Origin of the sequence: Streptosporangium sandarakinum (genome assembly GCF_050942225.1) — a bacterium.
Taxonomy (GTDB): domain Bacteria; phylum Actinomycetota; class Actinomycetes; order Streptosporangiales; family Streptosporangiaceae; genus Streptosporangium; species Streptosporangium nondiastaticum.
This window is the reverse complement of the sequence record NZ_CP192034.1, coordinates 7,735,695-7,753,598: the sequence shown is the minus strand read 5'-3', so window position 1 is coordinate 7,753,598 and position 17,904 is coordinate 7,735,695. Positions and strand designations below refer to the sequence as shown.

Here is a 17,904-nt window from a genome sequence, read left to right as displayed (position 1 = left end):
GGGCTTCGATCCTGGGAAATTCCACCCCGGAAAACGATGAGCAGAAACCTCCCCGGGCGTTTCTTGGGGCGGTTTTTCCATGTGGCCCGGAAAGGCGGGCACGCCTTTCCGGTCGTGCGGTTCTCAGGCGCCTATCGGGTGCCGCGGGCCTTTACCACCAGTCGCCCCAGCCGCCGCCGCAGCCGCCGCCGCACCCGCAGCGGCGGCAACCGCAGCCGCGGCGGCAACCGCAGCCGCACCCGGTGACGAAGTTGGACGCGGTGACTCCCTGGACGGCCGGGGTCGAGGTGGTGGTCGAGGACGACGCCTGTGCGGGTCCGGCTACGAGGGCTCCCGCGATGAGCCCGGCGCCCATCAGGCCCGTGACGAACGAGGCGGCCGTTCTGCTTTTCATGCGGTCCTCCGATTCCACGAGAAGACGTGACCCGTCCTCCTGGATTGCTGGACAGTTCACAGCGTGCCGGAGCCGGAGCGACCAAGTCACCGCAAACCACTTATGGCTTGGCAAAGGCGCACAGATGTGTATAAATACCAAATAAATAGCAGATATCCAGGCATTTCGGACAGGTAGTACGGCGAGCCCGCGCGCCGGGCCCGAGGGCGAGAACGCGGGATGACCGCGGAGGGGCACGAGGGGCCGTGGAGGGCCCGGCCCCGTACGCTGGCGGGGCATCCGAGCGAAGGGAAGACCATGTTCCGCCACGTCGTGCTGTTCACCTGGTCCGAGACGGCCACCGAGGAGCAGAAGGCCGCGGTCGCGACCGAGCTGGGCCGGCTCCCGGGGATCATCCCGGAGATCCGCGCCTACGCCGTCGGAGCCGACGCGGGCGTGAATCCGGGCAACCACGAGTTCGCGGTCGTCGCGGACTTCGACGGCCTCGACGACTACCTGGTCTACCGCGACCACCCGGTCCACCAGGCGGTGATCGCCGAACACATCAAGCCGATCCTGGCCTCACGGGCGGCCGTGCAGTTCGTCGTCTAGCCCTGCCGGAGGTACGGCGCGCCGTCAGGCCGCCGTCACAGTTCCGGCGGGCGGTTCTCCCGGTGCATCAGGCGGCCCTCCGACGTCGCCCCGCGCCGGGGCGCCAGCACCACGCTCAGCACCACCCCGACGGCGCCGACGATCATGAAGATCACCCCGATGACGTCGATGTGCACGTTGTCGCCGAGGACGTCGGGCTCGATGGCGAACCGGAGGATGGCGCCGATCGTGAGGAAGAAGATGCTGACCCCGACACCCATCGGACCCTCCGGACACAGGTAGTAATCAGGCAAAGAGAGCGTCTGTGATCCCTCATACCCCTTCCCGCGCGATCCCACCACCGGCCCGATGCGCGCCCGCCCGGAAAGACCGGGAACGGAGGACCGGAAAAGGGGCCCGGGGCGGTGATCAGGGGAAGGCGCCGGGCGGCCGAGGCGGAGGCGAAGGCCGGAAAAGGGGCGCCGGAGGCCGGGACGCGGAAGGTCCGGGAACGCGGACGGGGGCGGTCCCGCGAGCGGGACCGCCCCCGTCACCACCTGCCGCGGGAGCGGGGCGTCTTCGGAAGGCCGGGATCAGCGGATCAGAAGGCCTCTTCGGGCAGCTCCATCAGGTCCTGGTTCGTCGCGGCGAGCACCCGGCGCTCGGCCGCGACGCGGGGCAGGACGGTCTGGGCGAAGAACGAGGCCGCCGCGACCTTGCCGGTGTAGAACGCCCTGTCCCGGTCGGACTCGCCGAGCGCCTTGAGGGCCACCTCGGCCTGGCGCAGCAGCAGCCAGCCGATCACCACGTCGCCCAGGGCGAGCAGGAACCGGGTGGTGTTGAGGCCGACCTTGTAGACCTCCTGCGGCGTCTCCAGAGAGGAGATCGCCCAGCCGGCCATCGTGTCGGCCATGGCCTTGACCTCGTCCGCGGCCTCGCCGAGGAGCTTGCGCTCCTCCTTGAGGCGGCCGTTGCCGGCGTCGGAGGCGGCGAACGCCTTGATGTCGCCGTACATCGTGCCGAGGGCGACGCCCTGGTTGCGCATGACCTTGCGGAAGAACAGGTCCATGCCCTGGATCGCGGTGGTGCCCTCGTAGAGGGAGTCGATCTTGGCATCCCGGATGTACTGCTCGATCGGGTAGTCCTGCAGGTAGCCGGAGCCGCCCAGGGTCTGCAGCGAGCGGGCCAGCAGCTCGTAGGAGCGCTCGGAGCCGACGCCCTTGACCAGCGGGAGCAGCAGGTCGTTCATGGCCTCGGCGTGCTCGTCGCGGCGGCCCTCGGACCCGGCGATCTGCACGGCGTCCTGGTAGGTCGCGGTCAGCAGGACCAGCGCGCGCATGCCCTCGGCGTACGACTTCTGGAGCATGAGCTCGCGGCGGACGTCCGGGTGGCGGATGACGGTCACGCGCGGGGCGGACTTGTCGGCCATCTGGGTGAGGTCGGAGCCCTGCACCCGCTGCCTGGCGTACTCCAGGGCGTTCAGGTAGCCGGTGGAGAGGGTGGCGATCGCCTTGGTGCCGACCATCATGCGGGCGTGCTCGATGATCATGAACATCTGCTTGATGCCCTGGTGCACGTCACCGACCAGCGTGCCGACGGCCGGGTGCTTCTCGCCGAAGGTGAGCTCGCAGGTCGTGGAGACCTTCAGGCCCATCTTCTTCTCGACGTTGGTGACGTAGACGCCGTTGCGCTCGCCAAGCTCACCGGTGGAGAGGTCCACGTGGTACTTCGGGACCAGGAACATCGACAGGCCCTTGGTGCCGACGCCGTGCCCCTCGGGGCGGGCCAGCACGAGGTGGAAGATGTTGTCGGCCATGTCGTGCTCGGCGCTGGTGATGAAGCGCTTGACGCCCTCGATGTGCCAGGTGCCGTCGGGCTGCTGCACGGCCTTGGCACGGCCGGCGCCCACGTCGGAGCCGGCGTCGGGCTCGGTGAGGACCATCGTGGCGCCCCACTGGTGCTCGATGGCCAGCTCGGCGAAGCGCTTCTGGTCCTCGGTGCCGATCGTGTGCAGCACGTGGGCGAAGGCGGGGCCGCTGGAGTACATCCAGATGGCCGGGTTGGCGCCGAGCACCAGCTCGGCCAGCGCCCAGTTGACGCTGTTGGGCAGGCCGGGGCCGTTCAGCTCGGCGGGCAGGCCGAGGTTGGTCCAGCCGGCGTCACGGTAGGCGGCGAAGGACCTCTTGAAACCCTCCGGCATGGTGACGGTGCCGGAGGCCGGGTCGAACACCGGGGGCTTGCGGTCGCCCTCCTCGAAAGAGTCGGCCAGCACGCCGGAGGCGAGGCGGTTCACCTCGTCCAGGACGCTGCGCACGACGTCCTCGTCGATGTCGGCGAACAGGCCGCTGCCCAGGATGTCCCGGCGCCCGAACACCTCGAAGAGATTGAACTCCAGGTCACGGATGTTGCTCTTGTAGTGGCCCATGGGGTCGGCTCCTTCACACGGGTGAACCGGGACGCTTGCATACTCGCCAGTAACCTTACCGACAATGCTACCCGCGAGTAACCCCTAAAAAACGGCAATGATGGGACGTTTGTCACACGCCCTGGAGAAACCCTTTACCCAGGGGACCTCCGGGTTCCGGCCTGCCGGTCCGCCGGCCTGCGGGACGCGCCGCCGTACCCTCGGGACATGACGAAGTCGTACGGCGGGACGGGCGGGCGGGGACCGGCGGGCGACCCGCCGGTGGACGGGCGGTGGCGCGCCGACCTCGCGCGGTGGGACATCCCCGAGCACATCCTCAGGCGGGCCCCGGTGAGCCCCTGGGGACACTCCCCGGCGCGGTTCGCCCAGCGCACCGAGCACGCGCTCGCGGCCCCCGAAGGCCCGTCCCTGACCAGGATCGCCGAGGCGCTGCCCGCCGGGGGAGCGTGCTCGACGTCGGCGCCGGCACCGGGGCGGCCTCGCTGCCGCTGGCCGGCCGCCTGGGGGAGCTGATCGCGGTGGACGCCTCCGCCGGGATGCTGGCCGAGCTGACGCCCCGGGCCGAACGGCTCGGCGTCCCGGTCCGGACGGTGCCGGGCCGCTGGCCCGACATGGCGGCCCGCACCCCGGTGGCCGACGTCGCGGTCGCCGCCCACGTCGTCTACAACGTGCCCGACCTGGCCGCTTTCCTGTCCGAGCTGACCGGCCACGCCCGGCGCCGGGTCGTCCTGGAGCTCACCGAGCATCACCCGATGAGCTGGCTCACCCCGCTGTGGAGGCACTTCCACGGCCTTCCCCGCCCCGCCCGGCCGACGGCGCACGACCTGATCGCCGTCGCCGGGGCGCTCGGCCACGAGGTCCGCCACGAGTCCCACGCGGCTCCGCTGCCCCGCTACGCGTCGCTGGACGAGCTCGCCGAAAGCGCCTGCCGGAGGCTCTGCCTCACCCCCGACCGGGTGGGGGAGGTGGCCGGGGCCGCCGTCGCCCTGGGCATGTGGCCGCTCCCGCGCGAGCGGTGGTTCACGGTGTGGTGGGAGACGGCCTGACGGCCGCGCCGGGCCGCCCTCGGTACGGCGGGGCCCTTGTCCCGGCCGGTACGGCGAGGGCCCGCGCCTGGCCTCGGTGCCGGTTCCGGCGTGCCGCGTAACCTGCTTGACGGCTTAGACGGTGTCGCGATTAGGTGTGGGGCATGATTGCGATCGAATACGTGACCTTCGACTGCGCCGAGCCGTACGAGCTGGCGACCTTCTGGAGCCAGGCCACCGGACGGCCGATCCACCCGGACGGCAGCGCCGGCGACGACGAGATCCTCGTGCCGGGCACGCCCGGCCTGCTGTTCATCAAGGTCCCCGAGGGCAAGGCGGTCAAGAACCGCATCCACCTGGACGTCACCGGGTCCGACGGCACCACCCGCGAGGAGGAGGTGGAGCGGCTGCTGAAGCTCGGCGCCACGATCCACGACGACCGGCGCGCCTCCGACGGCAGGGGCTGGGTGACCATGCTCGACCCCGAGGGCAACGAGTTCTGCGTCTGCCGCGCCGAGTACGAGAGGTCCTGACGCCGGTCCCCGCGCGGAGCGCACGACAGCCCTGGGATGTGCGACGGCCCCGGGAGGTTCAAGGGCCCTGGGATGTGCGGCGGCCCCGGGACGGCCCGGGGCCTCAGGGGCGGCCGGTCCCCGTGCGATGGCGGGTCTTGCCGGAATGATGTTCGCTCGGGAATGCTGCGGTCATGAGCCCCCCGAGCGCGTCCGTGAGCATTCATGTCTCGGCGCCGCCCGAGACGGTCTACGAGCTCGTCACCGGTGTCACGGACATGAGCGGCTGGAACGTCGAGTGCGAGAGCGCCGAATGGGTCGGCCCGATCCGCGGGCCGCGGCCCGGCGCGAGGTTCCGCGGGCGCGACAGGAACGGCCGGCGGCGGTGGTCCACGCTTTGCACGGTCACCGTCGCCGATCCCCACCGGGTCTTCGCCTACGGCGTCCGCGCGGGCGGCCTGCTGGACGTGGCGATCCGGCGCTTCGAGATCACCCCCTCCGGGACCGGCTGCCATGTGGAGCAGAGCACCTGGGACACCCGCGGCCCGGTCCTGCGTCTGCTGGGCGGGCTCGTCTCCGGCGTCCGCGACCGGGCCGCCCGCGAGCGGGCCGACATGCTGCGGACCCTGGAGCGCCTGAAGGCGGCGGCGGAGGCGGTGGGCGCGCCGCCGTCCACCGGCGGTTGATCGCTCCGCGCCCGCCACGAGGACCTGACAAACCTGACAAACCTGACCGACTGGACGGACCCGACCGGGAGCCGGCGGGCCGTACCGGGAAGGCCGGCGGCCGGGTGCGGCGGGACTGCGCTTAGCCGCCGTACGGCAGGGAGCGGTGCTCGCGGCCCCGTCCCCGGAAGACCAGGGCCAGGAACGCGGTGATGAGGTACACCGCGACGCCGCCCTGGAGCGCGTCGAACGCCGCGCCGAACACGCCCTCGCCGTCCACGACGAGCTGGACCGGATACATGAGCGCGGCGGCCCCGAGCGCCGGGTAGAGCGAGAAGCGCCAGGGGTGGCGCAGGGCCCAGAGCCGGGCCTGCCGGGTCACCCGGTCGCCCCTCTCGGGCCTGGAGACCGCGCCGACGGCCGTGACCAGGCTGAACAGGACGATGCCCAGCGACAGCGCCCAGGTCAGGTCGGCGCTTCCCGGCAGGATCACGCCGAGGCCGAAGCTGACGGCCGCTGCGGTACCGCCGGTCACCGCGGCGGCCTTCCAGGGCGCGCCGTGCAGGGCGGCTCCGGCGAGTGAGATCTCGTCACGACGAGTCAGTTCGTTGCTCATGCGTTCAGGGTGCCTCCCGAGCCCCCCTGCCCGCATCGGGGAGAGACCCTGATTTCGACCCTGACCCCGCGCCCTGCGGCTTCGCGCCGGCTCCATGCCCCCCGCACCCTGCGGATTCGCCGGATTCCCGCCCCGGTAGGTTGGTCGCCATGCCCGTGGAATTCCGCCTCGCCCGGCCCGGCGACCTGCCGGCCATCGTGTCCCTGATCGCCGACGACGCCATCGCGGCCGCCCGCACCGGCGAGCTCGGCGAGGAGCACCGCGCCGCCTTCGACGCCATCGAGGCCGACCCCGGCAACGAGCTCGTCGTCGCCGAGCTGGACGGCGAGGTGGTGGGCACCATGCAGCTCACCTACATCCCCGGCATCTCCCGGCGCGGCGCCCTGCGGATGCAGATCGAGGCGGTCCGCGTCGCGGCCCCGCTGCGCGGCCGGGGGCTGGGCCGCCGGATGATGGAGTGGGCCGTCGAGCGGGGCCGCGCCCGCGGCTGCGCGCTGGTCCAGCTCACCACCGACAAGGCCCGCAAGGACGCCCACCGGTTCTACGACTCGCTCGGCTTCGTCGCCTCCCACGAGGGATACAAGCTCACCCTGAGTTGATCGTTATCCTCGTCCCCACCGCTAACGACACGAGCCGACGGGACGGGCGATATGAGACGACACGCGTTGGGGCTGGGAGCCCTGGCCATGCTGCTGGCGGCCTGCGGCGGGAACACCGGCGACCCGGCGGCGGCCCCGGCCGCCACCACGAGCGCCGCCGCGAGCGCCACGGAGAGCGCCGCGGCGAGCCCCACCCCGACCGGCCTGCCGACCCCGAACTCCAGTCCCAGCCCCACCGGGGAGAACATCGCCGGCTGCGTCACCGCGGACAAGGGCGAGATCTTCAAGTACACCCGTGACGGCACCGTCACCAAGGGCGTGATCATGGGCAAGGGGACGGTCGGCGCGGTCGTCTCCTACGAGCGCCGCGGCACCGTGTGCGACTGGCTGCCGCTGGCCGAGCGGCTGGTCGCCGAGGGCCGCCGCGTCCTGCTGTTCGACCGCAACGACGTGGTGAGCCCCGAGAAGGACACCGTGGAGATGGCCCGGCGGCTGCACGACGCGGGCGTCGAGAAGGTGTTCCTGATCGGCGGCTCGATGGGCGGGCGGCAGTCCGTGCTCGCGGCCGGCCTGCTGAAGTTCCCGGTGGCCGGGGTCATCAGCGTCTCCGGCGGCACGACCCAGCCCGGGGACGTCACCGCCCTCAAGGCGCCCTTCCTCCAGGTCACCGCCGACGAGGACTCGACCGCCCCGCTCGAACTGGCGCGGGCCGTCTACCAGGAGGCGAAGAAGTCGGCCGACCGCCAGCTCCTCGTGCTGAACGGCCGGGAGCACGCCAGCGCCCTGTTCACCGCCGAGCAGGGCGACAAGGCGCTTCAGGCGATCACGGCGTTCGTCACGAAGCACTCGGGCTGATCTCGACCAGGTTGTCGTGGTAGACGGCGCCCCGGCCCAGGTCGGCGTCGCGCGCCTCCACCGCGGCGTTCACCGTCGAGCCTCCGGCGCTCAGCTTGCGCCAGTGGCCCTTGGTGGCGGCCACCACGCCGGGCCGTACCCGGTCGCTGATCTCCACCACGGCCTCGAACCCGCCGACGTCGTTGAACACCCGGGCCCGCTGCCCGTCGACGAGCCCCCGCGACCCGGCATCGGCCGGGTTGACCAGGACCCGGGGGCCCCGGGAGCGCCGAAGCAGCTCGGGGTTGTTGCCGAACGTGCTGTTCAGGAACATGTGCGAGGCCGGGGTGACCAGCGTCAGCGGGTACGGCCCCTCGGCGGCCGAGGCCGTGCGCGGGGGGACGTAGGCGGGTCCGGAGCCGAACCGGAGCCTCCCCGAGGGGGTGGGGAAGCCGTCGGCGAACGGCGTGAACGGCCGCGGCACGCTCAGCCGGACCCACCCCTCCTTGCGCAGCCGGTCCACCGTGATCCCGGCCAGCGACGGGTGGCCGGAGGACAGGAGCTGCTCGGCCAGCTCAAGGTCGGAGTCGTACAGCGACGGCTCGGTCAGGCCCATGTGCCGGGCCAGCCGGCGGAACGTCTCCATCGTCGACAGGCACTCGCCCGGCGGCGGGACGGCGGGCTCGTTCCACATCAGGTACATGTGCCCGTAGCCGGCGTGCAGGTCGGTGTGCTCGATCTGCATGGTCGCGGGCAGCACGATGTCGGCGTAGTCGACGGTGTCGGTGGGGAAGTGCTCCATCACGACCGTGAACAGGTCCTCGCGCAGCAGCCGCTCGCGGATGCGGTTCTGGTCGGAGGTGGAGGCCATCGGGTTGGCGCCGTAGACCCACAGGCACTTCACCGACTCGTCCAGCTCGTCGGCCAGCCGGGTCATCGTCCGCCGCCGCACCGGCCGGGCGAGCAGGTCGTCGCGGGTGTCGATGTTCAGGTGGATGTATCCGCTGGTGGAGTAGGCGACCCCGCCGCCGGGACGGCGCCAGTCGCCGGTCACCGCCGGGATGGCGGCGATCGTGCGCAGCGCGGCGCCGCCGCCGGCGTGCCGCTGGATGCCCATCGTGGCCCGGATGCCGGTGGGCCGGGTGTGCGCCAGCCGCAGTCCCAGGGCCCGGATGTCCGACTCGGGCAGCCCGGTGATCTCCGCGACCACCTCCGGGGGGTGGCGGAGGATCTCCTCGCGGAAGCCCTCCCAGCCCTCGGTGTGCCGGGCGAGGTAGTCGCGGTCCTCCGCGCCCTCGGCGAGGACCACGTTCAGCAGCCCCAGCGCCAGCGCCGCGTCGGTGCCGGGCCGGATCGGCAGGTACTCGTCGGCCTGGTCGGCGGTGCGGGTGCGGATCGGGTCGATCGCGACCACGTGCGCTCCGTCCGCGCGGGCGTCCTGGATGAACTTCCACAGGTGGTGGCCGCTGGTCAGCGTGTTGGTGCCCCACAGCAGGATCAGCTTCGACAGCGCGAACGTCTCGGGGTCCATCCCGCCGGGCGTGCCGTTGATCTCGGTGAGGCCGGCGTTGCCGGCGGCCGAGCAGATGTTCGCGACGTGCCGGGAGGCGCCCAGCACGTTCCAGAACCGGCGCCCCGCCTCGCCCTCGACGCCCTGGATGTAGCCGAGCGTGCCGGTGCCCTGGTAGGGCCAGATGGCCTCGCCGCCGTGCTCGTCGACGATCCGGCGCAGCCGTACGGAGATCTCCTCCAGGGCCTCGTCCCAGGTGATCCGCTCGAACTCCCCCGACCCCTTGGGACCGGTACGGCGCAGCGGGTACAGGATGCGGTCGGGCGACTTCACCTGCTCCAGGTAGCGGTTGACCTTCACGCAGAGCGCGCCCCGGGTGTAGGGCTGGTCGGGGTTGCCCCGCATCCCGAGGGCCTCGCCGTCCCGCACCGTCACGACCCACGAGCACGTGTCGGGACAGTCCAGCGGGCAGGCCCCCAGAACGCGCAGTTCACCCATATCACCCAGCGACATGGCTCCGACTTTAGCCGTGGACGCCGAAGGGGGGTACGGCCGGCGTGGCCGTACCCCCCTCCCTTTCCCAGGTCACCCCGAGGCGCCCTCGCGGGTCACCCCGGAACACCCCTGCGCGTCACCCGGGGACACCTGGAGCTCTGGGACGCCCGGACACGTCACCCGGACGCCCCCGCGGGTCACTTCGAGACGTCGCCGTGGTCGTGGTCGGCCCCGAGGCCGCCGCCCCCGGTGCCCGCCCGGGTGGCGGCGGGCGTGCCGCCGCCGGGCAGGTCGCGGCTGTAGGCGTAGACGAACGCCGCCGTCGCGACCGCGCCGGTGTTGATCGTCAACGCCTTGTCGCTGATGTTGGCGATGGTGTCGCACGCCTGGTGGTAGCACTTGTCGTAGGCGACCCCGGCCTGGCCGCCGAACTTGGCCGCCTCCTCGGGGCTCTTGATGCCCTCCGCGCCGGTGAACAGGCCGCCGGCCGGGATGCCCACCGCGATGAACGGGCCGTAGTCGGACCGGCCGGTGAAGTCGGTGCCGACGTACGGCTGGCGGATCGTCCGGTAGTACGTCTCGAAGAGCTTCTCGATCTCGTCCGATCCCGCCGGGCCTGCCGGGGCGCCCGTCTTGTCGGAGTCGTCGCCGTCGTAGATCCCCAGCGTGTAGTTCGGTGAGGCGATCATGTCGAAGTTCAGGTACAGCTTGATCCGGGCCTTCTCCTCGGCGGAGAGGCCGTCCACGTAGTGCTCGGAGCCGAGCAGGCCGAGCTCCTCGGCGCCCCAGAAGGCGAAGCGCAGCCGGTTGCGGGTGGGCAGGTGACCCGCTCGCAGCGCGGTCTCCAGGATGGCCGCGCTGCCCGAGCCGTTGTCGTTGATGCCCGGTCCCTCGGGAACGCTGTCGAGGTGGGCGCCCAGCATGACGACCTTGCCCGGGTCGCCCTTGCGGCTCTCGGCGATGACGTTGCGGGTCTTGCGGTGCAGATCGCTCTCGGTGCTCACCGCGAGCCGCACCGTCGTCCCGGTCGCGGCCAGCTCGCTGCCGGCCGCGAAGGTGGCGCCGACGACGGGGATGTGCGTGGTGGGCTCGTTGAGGGTGCCGCTCAGCAGGGTCCGGCGGTCGTTGGTGCCCTCGCCCGGCTGGCCCTCGTTGAAGATGATCACACCCGAGGCCCCGGCCGCCTGGGCGTTCTCGGCCTTGACCTGGAAGTTGCAGGTGCCGCGCTGCATCAGGGCGATGTTGCCCGCGGTGAAGCCCGCGAAGTCGCTCGCCTCACACCCCGAGGTCGAGCTGTTGGGCGTCGTGCTCGGCGGCAGCGTCAGGTCCACACCCTGCACCGGGGCCGTGACGCTCCCAGATCCGGAGTAGGTCATGACCTTGAAGTCGGTGTTGCGCGCGTAGGTCTTCGCCGAGGGGGAGACCCGCTCCATGACGGCCGGGGTGATCTCGCGGAAGAACGGGAACTCGAACTCCTGCAGGGTCACGTCGTACCCGGCGGCGCGCAGCTTGCCGGCGACGTAGGCCACCGAGGCCTCGTGGCCGGGGGTGCCCGAGGCCCGGGTGCCGCCGTTGGCGTCGGCGATCTGCTGGAACTTCGCCAGGTGCTGCTTGACGGACGGGACCTTGACCGACTGGCTCAGCCCAGCCGGGTTGGGATCGGCGCTGGCCGGGACGGCGGAGACGACGGGCAGGGCCACGGCCGCCGCGGTGGTGACCGCGGCTACCAGACCCCTCGACGCGCGTGCGCGCATGCGGACTCCTTTGGAGAACAACGGTGATGCCGGAAATCCCCCGTGATCGCGATGGGACAGAACGTAGTCCGGACAATCTTGATCTTTAAAGACCGCTCCGACATTCGTTATCGAGCGGAGTCGAATCAGCGTTCGGGGTGTTCCCCCCTCCCTACTTGACGGGTCGTCCCCGGCGGCGTAGGCGCGCGGGAAGCCGGGCCTGGAACGTGCCTTTCATGATCGATTCGCCCCGTCGGTCGTCGCCGGGATCCCCGTACGGGGGAGGGCGGGGCTTCTTTTCCGGTTCCGCACAGCAGAATGGAAGCCAACCGCCGGACGGCCGGAAGCCCGGACGGCACGGTGTTCACGGCTCCGGGCGCCGGCACGAAAGGAAGATCGGTGACGTATCCGTAATGAAGATCGATGACGCAACAGCAATGGAGAACGTGCAGAATCGCGGGTGGTGACCGAAATCAGAGAGCACGGAGAAGCGTCGTCCGCCGGCGGTGAGAGGCCCCCGGCGAGCGGCGATACCGCCGTGCTCGTCATCGAACCGCTGCTCCCGCAGCGCATCCGGCGCCCCTCCGACCTGCTGCGCTTCCTCGCCACGGTCATCGTGCTGGCGGCCGTGGTGCTCCTCGCGCTCGTGGCGCAGAAGACGCTCAACGGCCTTGAGGGCGACGTGGCCGACAGCACCAACCACCTGCCGTTCCTCCTCGGCGGCGTGGTGGGCGTGCTGAGCGGGGCCGCCATGCTCGGCGTCCCCGCCGCCTACGCGATCGAGCGGGTGCTCCACCGCGACGGCCTGCGGGTCGCCGAAGGCGTCTTCGCCGCCATCGCCGGCATGGTCCTCTCCTTCGCACTCGGCGAGTGGATCATCAAGTTCGGCTCCGCCGAGCTGCGGTTCCTGTTCACCAACGGCCGCGGCGACATCGAGCCGCTCAACACGCTGGTCACCTCGGTCATCGCCTACGTCACCGCGGTGCGCATCTCCCGCCGCCCCACCTGGCGCGCGGCCCTGTGGAGCGCGGTCGCGCTCAACACCATCGCGCTCTTCGCCGGCAGCGCCGCCACCCTCCTCGGCGTCGCCGTCTCCCTCCTGGTCGGCCTGGCCGTCGGCTACGCCACCCTGTACGGCCTGGGCAGCCCCAACACCCGCCCGCCGGGCAGCGCGATCATCACCACGCTCCGCAAGCTGGGCTTCCAGCCTGTCAAGGCCCGGCGGATGGACGACGACCACCAGAGCAGCAGGCGCTACGCCGTCGACCTCAGGGACGGCAACCGCCTCGACGTCACCGTCCTCGACCGCGACCGCCAGGTCGCCGGGCTTCTCTACCGGCTCTGGCGGCGGATCAGGCTCAACAGCGAGACCCGCCGCCGCGCCATCCGCTCGCTCCGCGCCGAGCTGGAGCGTGAGGCCCTGATGGCGTACGCCGCCCAGGCCGCCGGAGTCAGCACGCCCCGCCTCGTCGGCACCAGCGAGATCGGCACCGAGGCGGCACTGCTCGCCTACGCGCACGTCCCCACCCGTCCCCTCGACGACATCCCCGACGAGGAGATCGACGACAACCTGCTCGCCCAGATCTGGGAGCAGGTCCTGCTCCTGCAGGTCCAGCGCCTCGCCCATCGCAGGCTGACCGGTGACAGCATCCACGTCGACGACGAGGGCCGCATCGTCCTCATGGACGCCCGCAGCGGAGAGATCGCCGCCGGTGACCTGCTGCTCCGCCTCGACGTCGCCCAGCTCCTCACCTACCTCAGCCTGCGCGTCGGCGCCGAGCGCGCGGTCGACGCCGCCGCCACCGTCGCGGGGCCCGGCGTGCTGGCCGGCGCGCTGCCGCTGCTGCAGCCCATCGCGCTCACCCGCGAGACCCGGGCGGCGCTCAACCGGAACAAGGGCCTGCTGCCGGACATCCGGGAGCGGATCGTCGAACTCGCCCCCAAGGTGGAGAGCGAGGAGGTCCGCCTGGAGCGCTTCCGCCCGCGGACCCTCGTCACGATCATCGCCAGCACCGTCGCCGCGTACTTCCTGGTCGGCTCGCTCAGCCAGATCAACCTGAACGTCCTCAGCTCCGCCAAGTGGGGCTGGACCGTCGTCGCGCTCGCCGCCGCGATGCTGAGCTACGTCGCCGCCGCCCTGATGCTCAAGGGCTTCGTGCCGGAGAAGCTGCCGCTGGGCCGTACGGTGCTCGTCCAGTTCGCCGGGTCCTTCGTCAAGCTCGTCGCGCCCGCCGCGGTCAGCGGCGTCGCCATAAACACCCGGTACCTGCAGAAACGTGGCATTCCGCCGGGGCAGGCGGTGGCCAGCGTGGGCGCCTCGCAGGTCATCGGCCTGGCCTTCCACATCGGCCTGCTGCTGCTGTTCGCCTACGTCACCGGCTCCCGGACCGCCCAGTCGTTCACGCCCTCGCGGACCCTGGTGTTCGCGCTGCTGGCCGTCGCCCTGGTGACGTTGGGCGTGCTGGGAGTCCCGCGGCTGCGCAGGATGGTCACCTCCCGGGTCCGCAGCCTGTTCTCGGGCGTCGTCCCGCGCCTGCTGGACGTCCTGCAGACGCCCAGCAAGCTCTTCGAGGGCTTCGCCGGCACGCTCATGCTGACCATCTTCTTCGTGACCTGCCTCGACGCCTCCATCCGGGCCTTCGGCGGCTCCCTCGACTTCACCGCCGTGGCGATCGTCTTCCTCGCCGGCAACGCCATCGGCTCCGCCGCCCCCACCCCCGGCGGCCTCGGCGCCGTCGAGGTCTCCCTCGCGGCCGGCCTGACCCTCGCCGGCCTGCCCAAGGAGATCGCCACGTCGGCCGTGCTGCTGTTCCGGCTGTTCACCTTCTGGCTGCCGGTCCTGCCCGGGTGGGCCTCGTTCGCCTACCTCCAGCGGCACGAGGCGCTGTAGGACGCTCCGCCCGGCGGGGCCCCGTACCCGGGGTTCCTCCGGGCGAGGGCCACGGGCGGCGGAACCCCGTACCCGAGGTCCTTCCGGTGCCCGGGACCGCGGTCCCGGGCACCGGAAGGTCAGGCCTCGCTCGACCGGGCCCAGATGTTGATGCCCGCCTCGACCGCGTCCTTGTCGATGGCCGCGAGCTCGTCGTCGGTGAACGACAGGTTCCGCACCGCTCCGAGGCTGTCCTCAAGCTGCCCGACGCTGCTCGCGCCGATCAGCACGGACGTCACGCGGCTGTCGCGCAGCGCCCAGGAGAGCGCCATCTGGGCGAGCGTCTGCCCCCGCCCCTGGGCGATCTCGTTGAGCCGGCGGACGTGCCGCATCGTCTCCTCGGTCAGCATCTCGGGGGTGAGGAACCTCCCCAGCGACGCCCGCGACCCCTCGGGGATCCCGTCGAGGTAGCGGCTGGTCAGCATGCCCTGGGCCAGCGGCGAGAACGCGATGCAGCCCATGCCCTCCTGCTCCAGGGCGTCGAGCAGCCCACCCTCGATCCACCGGTTGAGCATCGAGTAGGACGGCTGGTGGATGAGCAGCGGCGTGCCCATCTCCCGCATGATCCGCGCCGCCTCGACGGTGTGCTCCGGCGAGTAGGAGGAGATGCCCGCGTACAGCGCCCGGCCCGACCGGACCGCGTGGTCCAGCGCGCCCATCGTCTCCTCCAGCGGGGTGTCCGGGTCGAACCGGTGGCTGTAGAAGATGTCGACGTAGTCCAGGCCCATCCGCTTCAGCGACTGGTCGAGGCTGGCGAGCAGGTACTTGCGCGACCCCCACTCGCCGTAGGGGCCGGGCCACATGTCGTACCCGGCCTTCGTCGAGATCACCAGCTCGTCGCGGTACGGCGCGAAGTCCTCCCGCAGGTGCCGGCCGAAGTTGGTCTCCGCCGAGCCGTACGGCGGGCCGTAGTTGTTGGCCAGGTCGAAGTGGGTCACCCCCAGGTCGAACGCCCGGCGCAGGATGGCCCGCTGGGTCTCGAAGGGCTTGTCGTCGCCGAAGTTGTGCCAGAGGCCCAGTGAGACGGCGGGCAGCCTCAGCCCGCTCCTGCCGACCCTGTTGTACGGCTGCCGCCCGTCGTAGCGGTCTTCCGCCGCCGTGTACGTCACTTGGTCACCTTGGCCGTGTCGAGGATCCAGGAGAGGACGAGAGCCTCCTCGCGCCAGGCGTCGTACCTGCCGCTGCGTCCGCCGTGGCCGGCGCCCATCTCCGTCTTGAGCAGGAACGGCCCGCCCCGCGCGGTGTCGCGGAGCTTCGCGACCCATTTGGCGGGCTCGTGGTAGAAGACCCGGGTGTCGTTGAGGCTGGTGATCGCGAAGATCGGCGGGTAGACCCGGTCGTCCACGTTCTCGTACGGCGTGTACGACTTCATGTACTCGTACACGTCGGCGTTGTGCAGGGGATCGCCCCACTCGTCCCACTCGATCACCGTCAACGGCAGCGACGGATCGAGGATCGTGTTGAGCGCGTCCACGAACGGCACCTGGGCGACGACGCCGGCGAAGCTCTCCGGCGCGAGGTTCGCCACCGCCCCCATCAGCAGCCCGCCGGCCGAACCGCCCCGGGCGACGATCGAGCTCGACCACCCCTCGGCCTTCAGGTGCTCGGCGGCGGCGACGAAGTCGGTGAAGGTGTTCTTCTTCTGCTGGAACTTGCCGTCCTCGTACCAGCGGCGGCCCATCTCGCCGCCGCCCCGGATGTGCGCGATGGCGAAGACGAAGCCCCGGTCGAGCAGGCTGAGCCTGGGGATCGAGAACGACGGGTCGATCGACACCTCGTAGCTGCCGTAGCCGTACAGGAGGGTGGGCGCGGGCCGCTCGGTGCCCTTCCTGACCACGATCGAGATGGGGACGCGGGTGCCGTCGGAGGCCGTCGCCCACTCGCGGAACTGCTCGTAGTCGTCCGGGTCGTAACCGCCGAGCACCGGCTTGCGCTTCAGCAGGATCAGCTCGCGCGTCGCCAGGTCGTAGTCGTAGACCGACGCAGGGGTGATCATGCTGGTGTAGCCCAGGCGCAGCCGCTCGGTGACGAACTCCGGGTTGCCGGCGGGCCCGACGTCGTAGATCGGCTCGGGGAAGGAGATCTCGTACGGCTCGCCGTCCCCCGGGAGGATGCGGATGCCGGTGAGGCCGTCCCGGCGGAAGTGCACGACGGAGTGGCTCTGGAACGCGTCGACGTTGAGCAGCCGGGTGTCGGCGCGGTGCTCGATCAGCGGGGTCCAGGTGCCGGGGTCGTCGAGCGGGGCGGTGGCCAGCTCGAAGTTCTCCGCGTTCCGGTTGTGCAGGACCAGGAAGCGGTCGCCGGCGTGCTCGACGCCGTACTCGACGCCCGTCTCGCGGGGCCGTACGACGCGGAACTCGCCCGCGGGGTCGTCCGCCTCCAGGATCCTGACCTCGCTGGTGATCTTGCTTTCGGCCGCCAGCATCAGGTAGCGCTCGCTGCGGCTGAGGCCGATGCCCAGCCAGAACCGCTCGTCGGTCTCCTCGTGGACCAGGACGTCGTCCTCGGCCGCGGTGCCGATCGTGTGCCGGTGGACCCGGTACGGCCGCCAGCTCTCGTCCACCGTCGTGTAGAAGAAGGCGGTGCCGTCCGCCGACCAGGCGCCGCCGTAGAAAATGCCGGGGATCTCGTCGGGGAGGATCTCCCCGGTGACGAGGTTCCTCACCCTCAGGGTGAAGCGCTCGTCGCCGGTGAAGTTCACCGAGTAGGCCATCATGGTGCCGTCGGGGCTGACCGCGCTGGTGCCGATGGCGAAGAAGTCGCTGTCCCCGGCCAGCTCGTTGCCGTCGAGGAGGACCTCCTCACCGGGAAGCGGCTCGCCGGCCTTCAGCTCGGGCGGCGTCTCCCCGGTGGCCGCGACCCGGCACTGGATGCCGTACTGCTTGCCCTCCTCGGTCCGCGAGTAGTACCACCAGCCGTTCTTCCGGCTGGGGACCGAGAGGTCGGTCTCCAGCGTCCGGCTCTTGATCTCCTGGAAGATCGTCTCCTGCAGGGGCTTGAGATGAGCGGTCGCCTGCTCCGTATAGGCGTTCTCCGCTTCGAGGTAAGCGATCGTGTCGGGATCGTCCTTGACCGTCAGCCACGCGTACTCGTCGATCACGGTGTCCCCGTGGTGTACGCGCTCGCTGGGAACCTTCTTCGCCTTGGGCGGCATCTGACTGCTCACCCGCCGAGTCTATGTTTCCCGCCGGACCCGTCCCCGGGGGTCCGGGGTCTTCCCCGGGGCACCCTCCGGAGGGCGGTTCGGCTGTCACGGCTCGGCGGCACGGCTCGGTCCGGCTCGGTCCGGCTCCGCTTGGTCCGGCGCTCAGTTCGGCCCGACTCGGCTCGGCTCGGTTCAGGGCGGGGAGATGTTCTGCCGTTACGGCTCAAGCGGTCCGCGGGGACTGCTAATCTTTCGTGGTCGGCAGGGACCGGCCAAACCACTCCAATCACTTCGGTGACTTCGGCGTGGCTTGTACTGTGTTCCCCGATATCCCCTTGAAACGCACCGCCGCGTTGATCGGTTCGCAGAGCCGCTCAGAGGCTGGTAAGTTTGAGGGGTTGCCTCGAAAGGGGCCGCCCGAATTCCCTTCGGGTCGGTGGAATCGAAGAAAG

General features: G+C 71.1%; 16 protein-coding genes. 8 read left to right on the top strand and 8 right to left on the bottom strand.

Annotated elements, in window-relative coordinates:
• Positions 1–151: 151 nt before the first annotated feature.
• Positions 152–394 (bottom strand): hypothetical protein, encoded by a 243-nt coding sequence (locus tag ACQP10_RS35550; RefSeq protein ID WP_179822476.1) that lies wholly within the window; start codon positions 392–394, stop codon positions 152–154.
• A 297-nt stretch (positions 395–691) separates the two neighbouring features.
• Between ACQP10_RS35550 and ACQP10_RS35545 the strand changes: the two genes are divergently transcribed.
• Positions 692–985 (top strand): Dabb family protein, encoded by a 294-nt coding sequence (locus ACQP10_RS35545; protein WP_346018625.1) that lies wholly within the window; start codon positions 692–694, stop codon positions 983–985.
• Positions 986–1,020: 35 nt separating this feature from the next.
• On the opposite strand, the gene ACQP10_RS35540 is transcribed toward ACQP10_RS35545, so the two are convergent.
• Together ACQP10_RS35540 and ACQP10_RS35535 are read right to left on the bottom strand one after the other, a co-directional pair.
• Positions 1,021–1,245, bottom strand: coding sequence for a DUF6458 family protein (locus ACQP10_RS35540; RefSeq protein WP_346018626.1), 225 nt, complete (start codon positions 1,243–1,245; stop codon positions 1,021–1,023).
• Positions 1,246–1,565: 320 nt separating this feature from the next.
• Positions 1,566–3,389 (bottom strand): acyl-CoA dehydrogenase, encoded by a 1,824-nt coding sequence (locus tag ACQP10_RS35535; RefSeq protein WP_346018627.1) that lies wholly within the window; start codon positions 3,387–3,389, stop codon positions 1,566–1,568.
• A gap of 207 nt (positions 3,390–3,596) precedes the next feature.
• Here ACQP10_RS35535 and ACQP10_RS35530 point away from each other — a divergent pair, with 207 nt between their 5' ends.
• The 4 genes from ACQP10_RS35530 to ACQP10_RS35515 all read left to right on the top strand — a co-directional run bounded on the left by ACQP10_RS35530 (position 3,597) and on the right by ACQP10_RS35515 (position 5,612).
• Entirely contained in the window at positions 3,597–3,902 is a 306-nt protein-coding gene (locus ACQP10_RS35530) for a hypothetical protein (protein ID WP_433540492.1), read from the top strand.
• Positions 3,836–4,435: a class I SAM-dependent methyltransferase gene (locus ACQP10_RS35525; protein WP_433540491.1), complete on the top strand. Its 600-nt coding sequence runs from the start codon at positions 3,836–3,838 to the stop codon at positions 4,433–4,435. Before ACQP10_RS35530 ends, ACQP10_RS35525 begins: the two co-directional genes overlap by 67 nt.
• A 143-nt stretch (positions 4,436–4,578) precedes the next feature.
• Positions 4,579–4,947 (top strand): VOC family protein, encoded by a 369-nt coding sequence (locus ACQP10_RS35520; protein ID WP_179822485.1) that lies wholly within the window; start codon positions 4,579–4,581, stop codon positions 4,945–4,947.
• Positions 4,948–5,120: 173 nt separating this feature from the next.
• Positions 5,121–5,612 (top strand): SRPBCC family protein, encoded by a 492-nt coding sequence (locus ACQP10_RS35515; protein ID WP_433540490.1) that lies wholly within the window; start codon positions 5,121–5,123, stop codon positions 5,610–5,612.
• A 121-nt stretch (positions 5,613–5,733) separates the two neighbouring features.
• Here ACQP10_RS35515 and ACQP10_RS35510 read toward each other — a convergent pair whose 3' ends face one another.
• Positions 5,734–6,207 (bottom strand): hypothetical protein, encoded by a 474-nt coding sequence (locus tag ACQP10_RS35510; RefSeq protein WP_179822490.1) that lies wholly within the window; start codon positions 6,205–6,207, stop codon positions 5,734–5,736.
• A gap of 149 nt (positions 6,208–6,356) precedes the next feature.
• Here ACQP10_RS35510 and ACQP10_RS35505 point away from each other — a divergent pair, with 149 nt between their 5' ends.
• Positions 6,357–6,806, top strand: coding sequence for a GNAT family N-acetyltransferase (locus ACQP10_RS35505; RefSeq protein WP_179822492.1), 450 nt, complete (start codon positions 6,357–6,359; stop codon positions 6,804–6,806).
• Positions 6,807–6,857: 51 nt separating this feature from the next.
• Positions 6,858–7,661 (top strand): alpha/beta hydrolase, encoded by an 804-nt coding sequence (locus ACQP10_RS35500; protein ID WP_433540489.1) that lies wholly within the window; start codon positions 6,858–6,860, stop codon positions 7,659–7,661.
• On the opposite strand, the gene ACQP10_RS35495 is transcribed toward ACQP10_RS35500, so the two are convergent.
• Together ACQP10_RS35495 and ACQP10_RS35490 are read right to left on the bottom strand one after the other, a co-directional pair.
• Complete coding sequence (locus ACQP10_RS35495) at positions 7,642–9,663, bottom strand: molybdopterin-containing oxidoreductase family protein (RefSeq protein ID WP_179822497.1); 2,022 nt, start codon at positions 9,661–9,663, stop codon at positions 7,642–7,644. The genes ACQP10_RS35500 and ACQP10_RS35495 overlap by 20 nt on opposite strands.
• 179 nt (positions 9,664–9,842) lie before the next feature.
• On the bottom strand, positions 9,843–11,399 hold the full coding sequence (locus tag ACQP10_RS35490; RefSeq protein WP_346018628.1) for a M28 family metallopeptidase: 1,557 nt from the start codon (positions 11,397–11,399) through the stop codon (positions 9,843–9,845).
• A 442-nt stretch (positions 11,400–11,841) separates the two neighbouring features.
• Between ACQP10_RS35490 and ACQP10_RS35485 the strand changes: the two genes are divergently transcribed.
• A complete protein-coding gene (locus ACQP10_RS35485) occupies positions 11,842–14,268 on the top strand; it encodes a lysylphosphatidylglycerol synthase transmembrane domain-containing protein (RefSeq protein ID WP_346018629.1) in 2,427 nt (808 codons plus the stop codon).
• Between the two features lie 119 nt (positions 14,269–14,387).
• Here ACQP10_RS35485 and mgrA read toward each other — a convergent pair whose 3' ends face one another.
• Positions 14,388–15,416, bottom strand: coding sequence for an L-glyceraldehyde 3-phosphate reductase (mgrA, locus tag ACQP10_RS35480; RefSeq protein ID WP_346018630.1), 1,029 nt, complete (start codon positions 15,414–15,416; stop codon positions 14,388–14,390).
• Positions 15,413–17,473, bottom strand: a complete 2,061-nt coding sequence (locus ACQP10_RS35475) for a S9 family peptidase (RefSeq protein ID WP_346018631.1) — start codon at positions 17,471–17,473, stop codon at positions 15,413–15,415. The genes mgrA and ACQP10_RS35475 overlap by 4 nt, the downstream gene beginning before the upstream one ends.
• Positions 17,474–17,904: the final 431 nt, after the last annotated feature.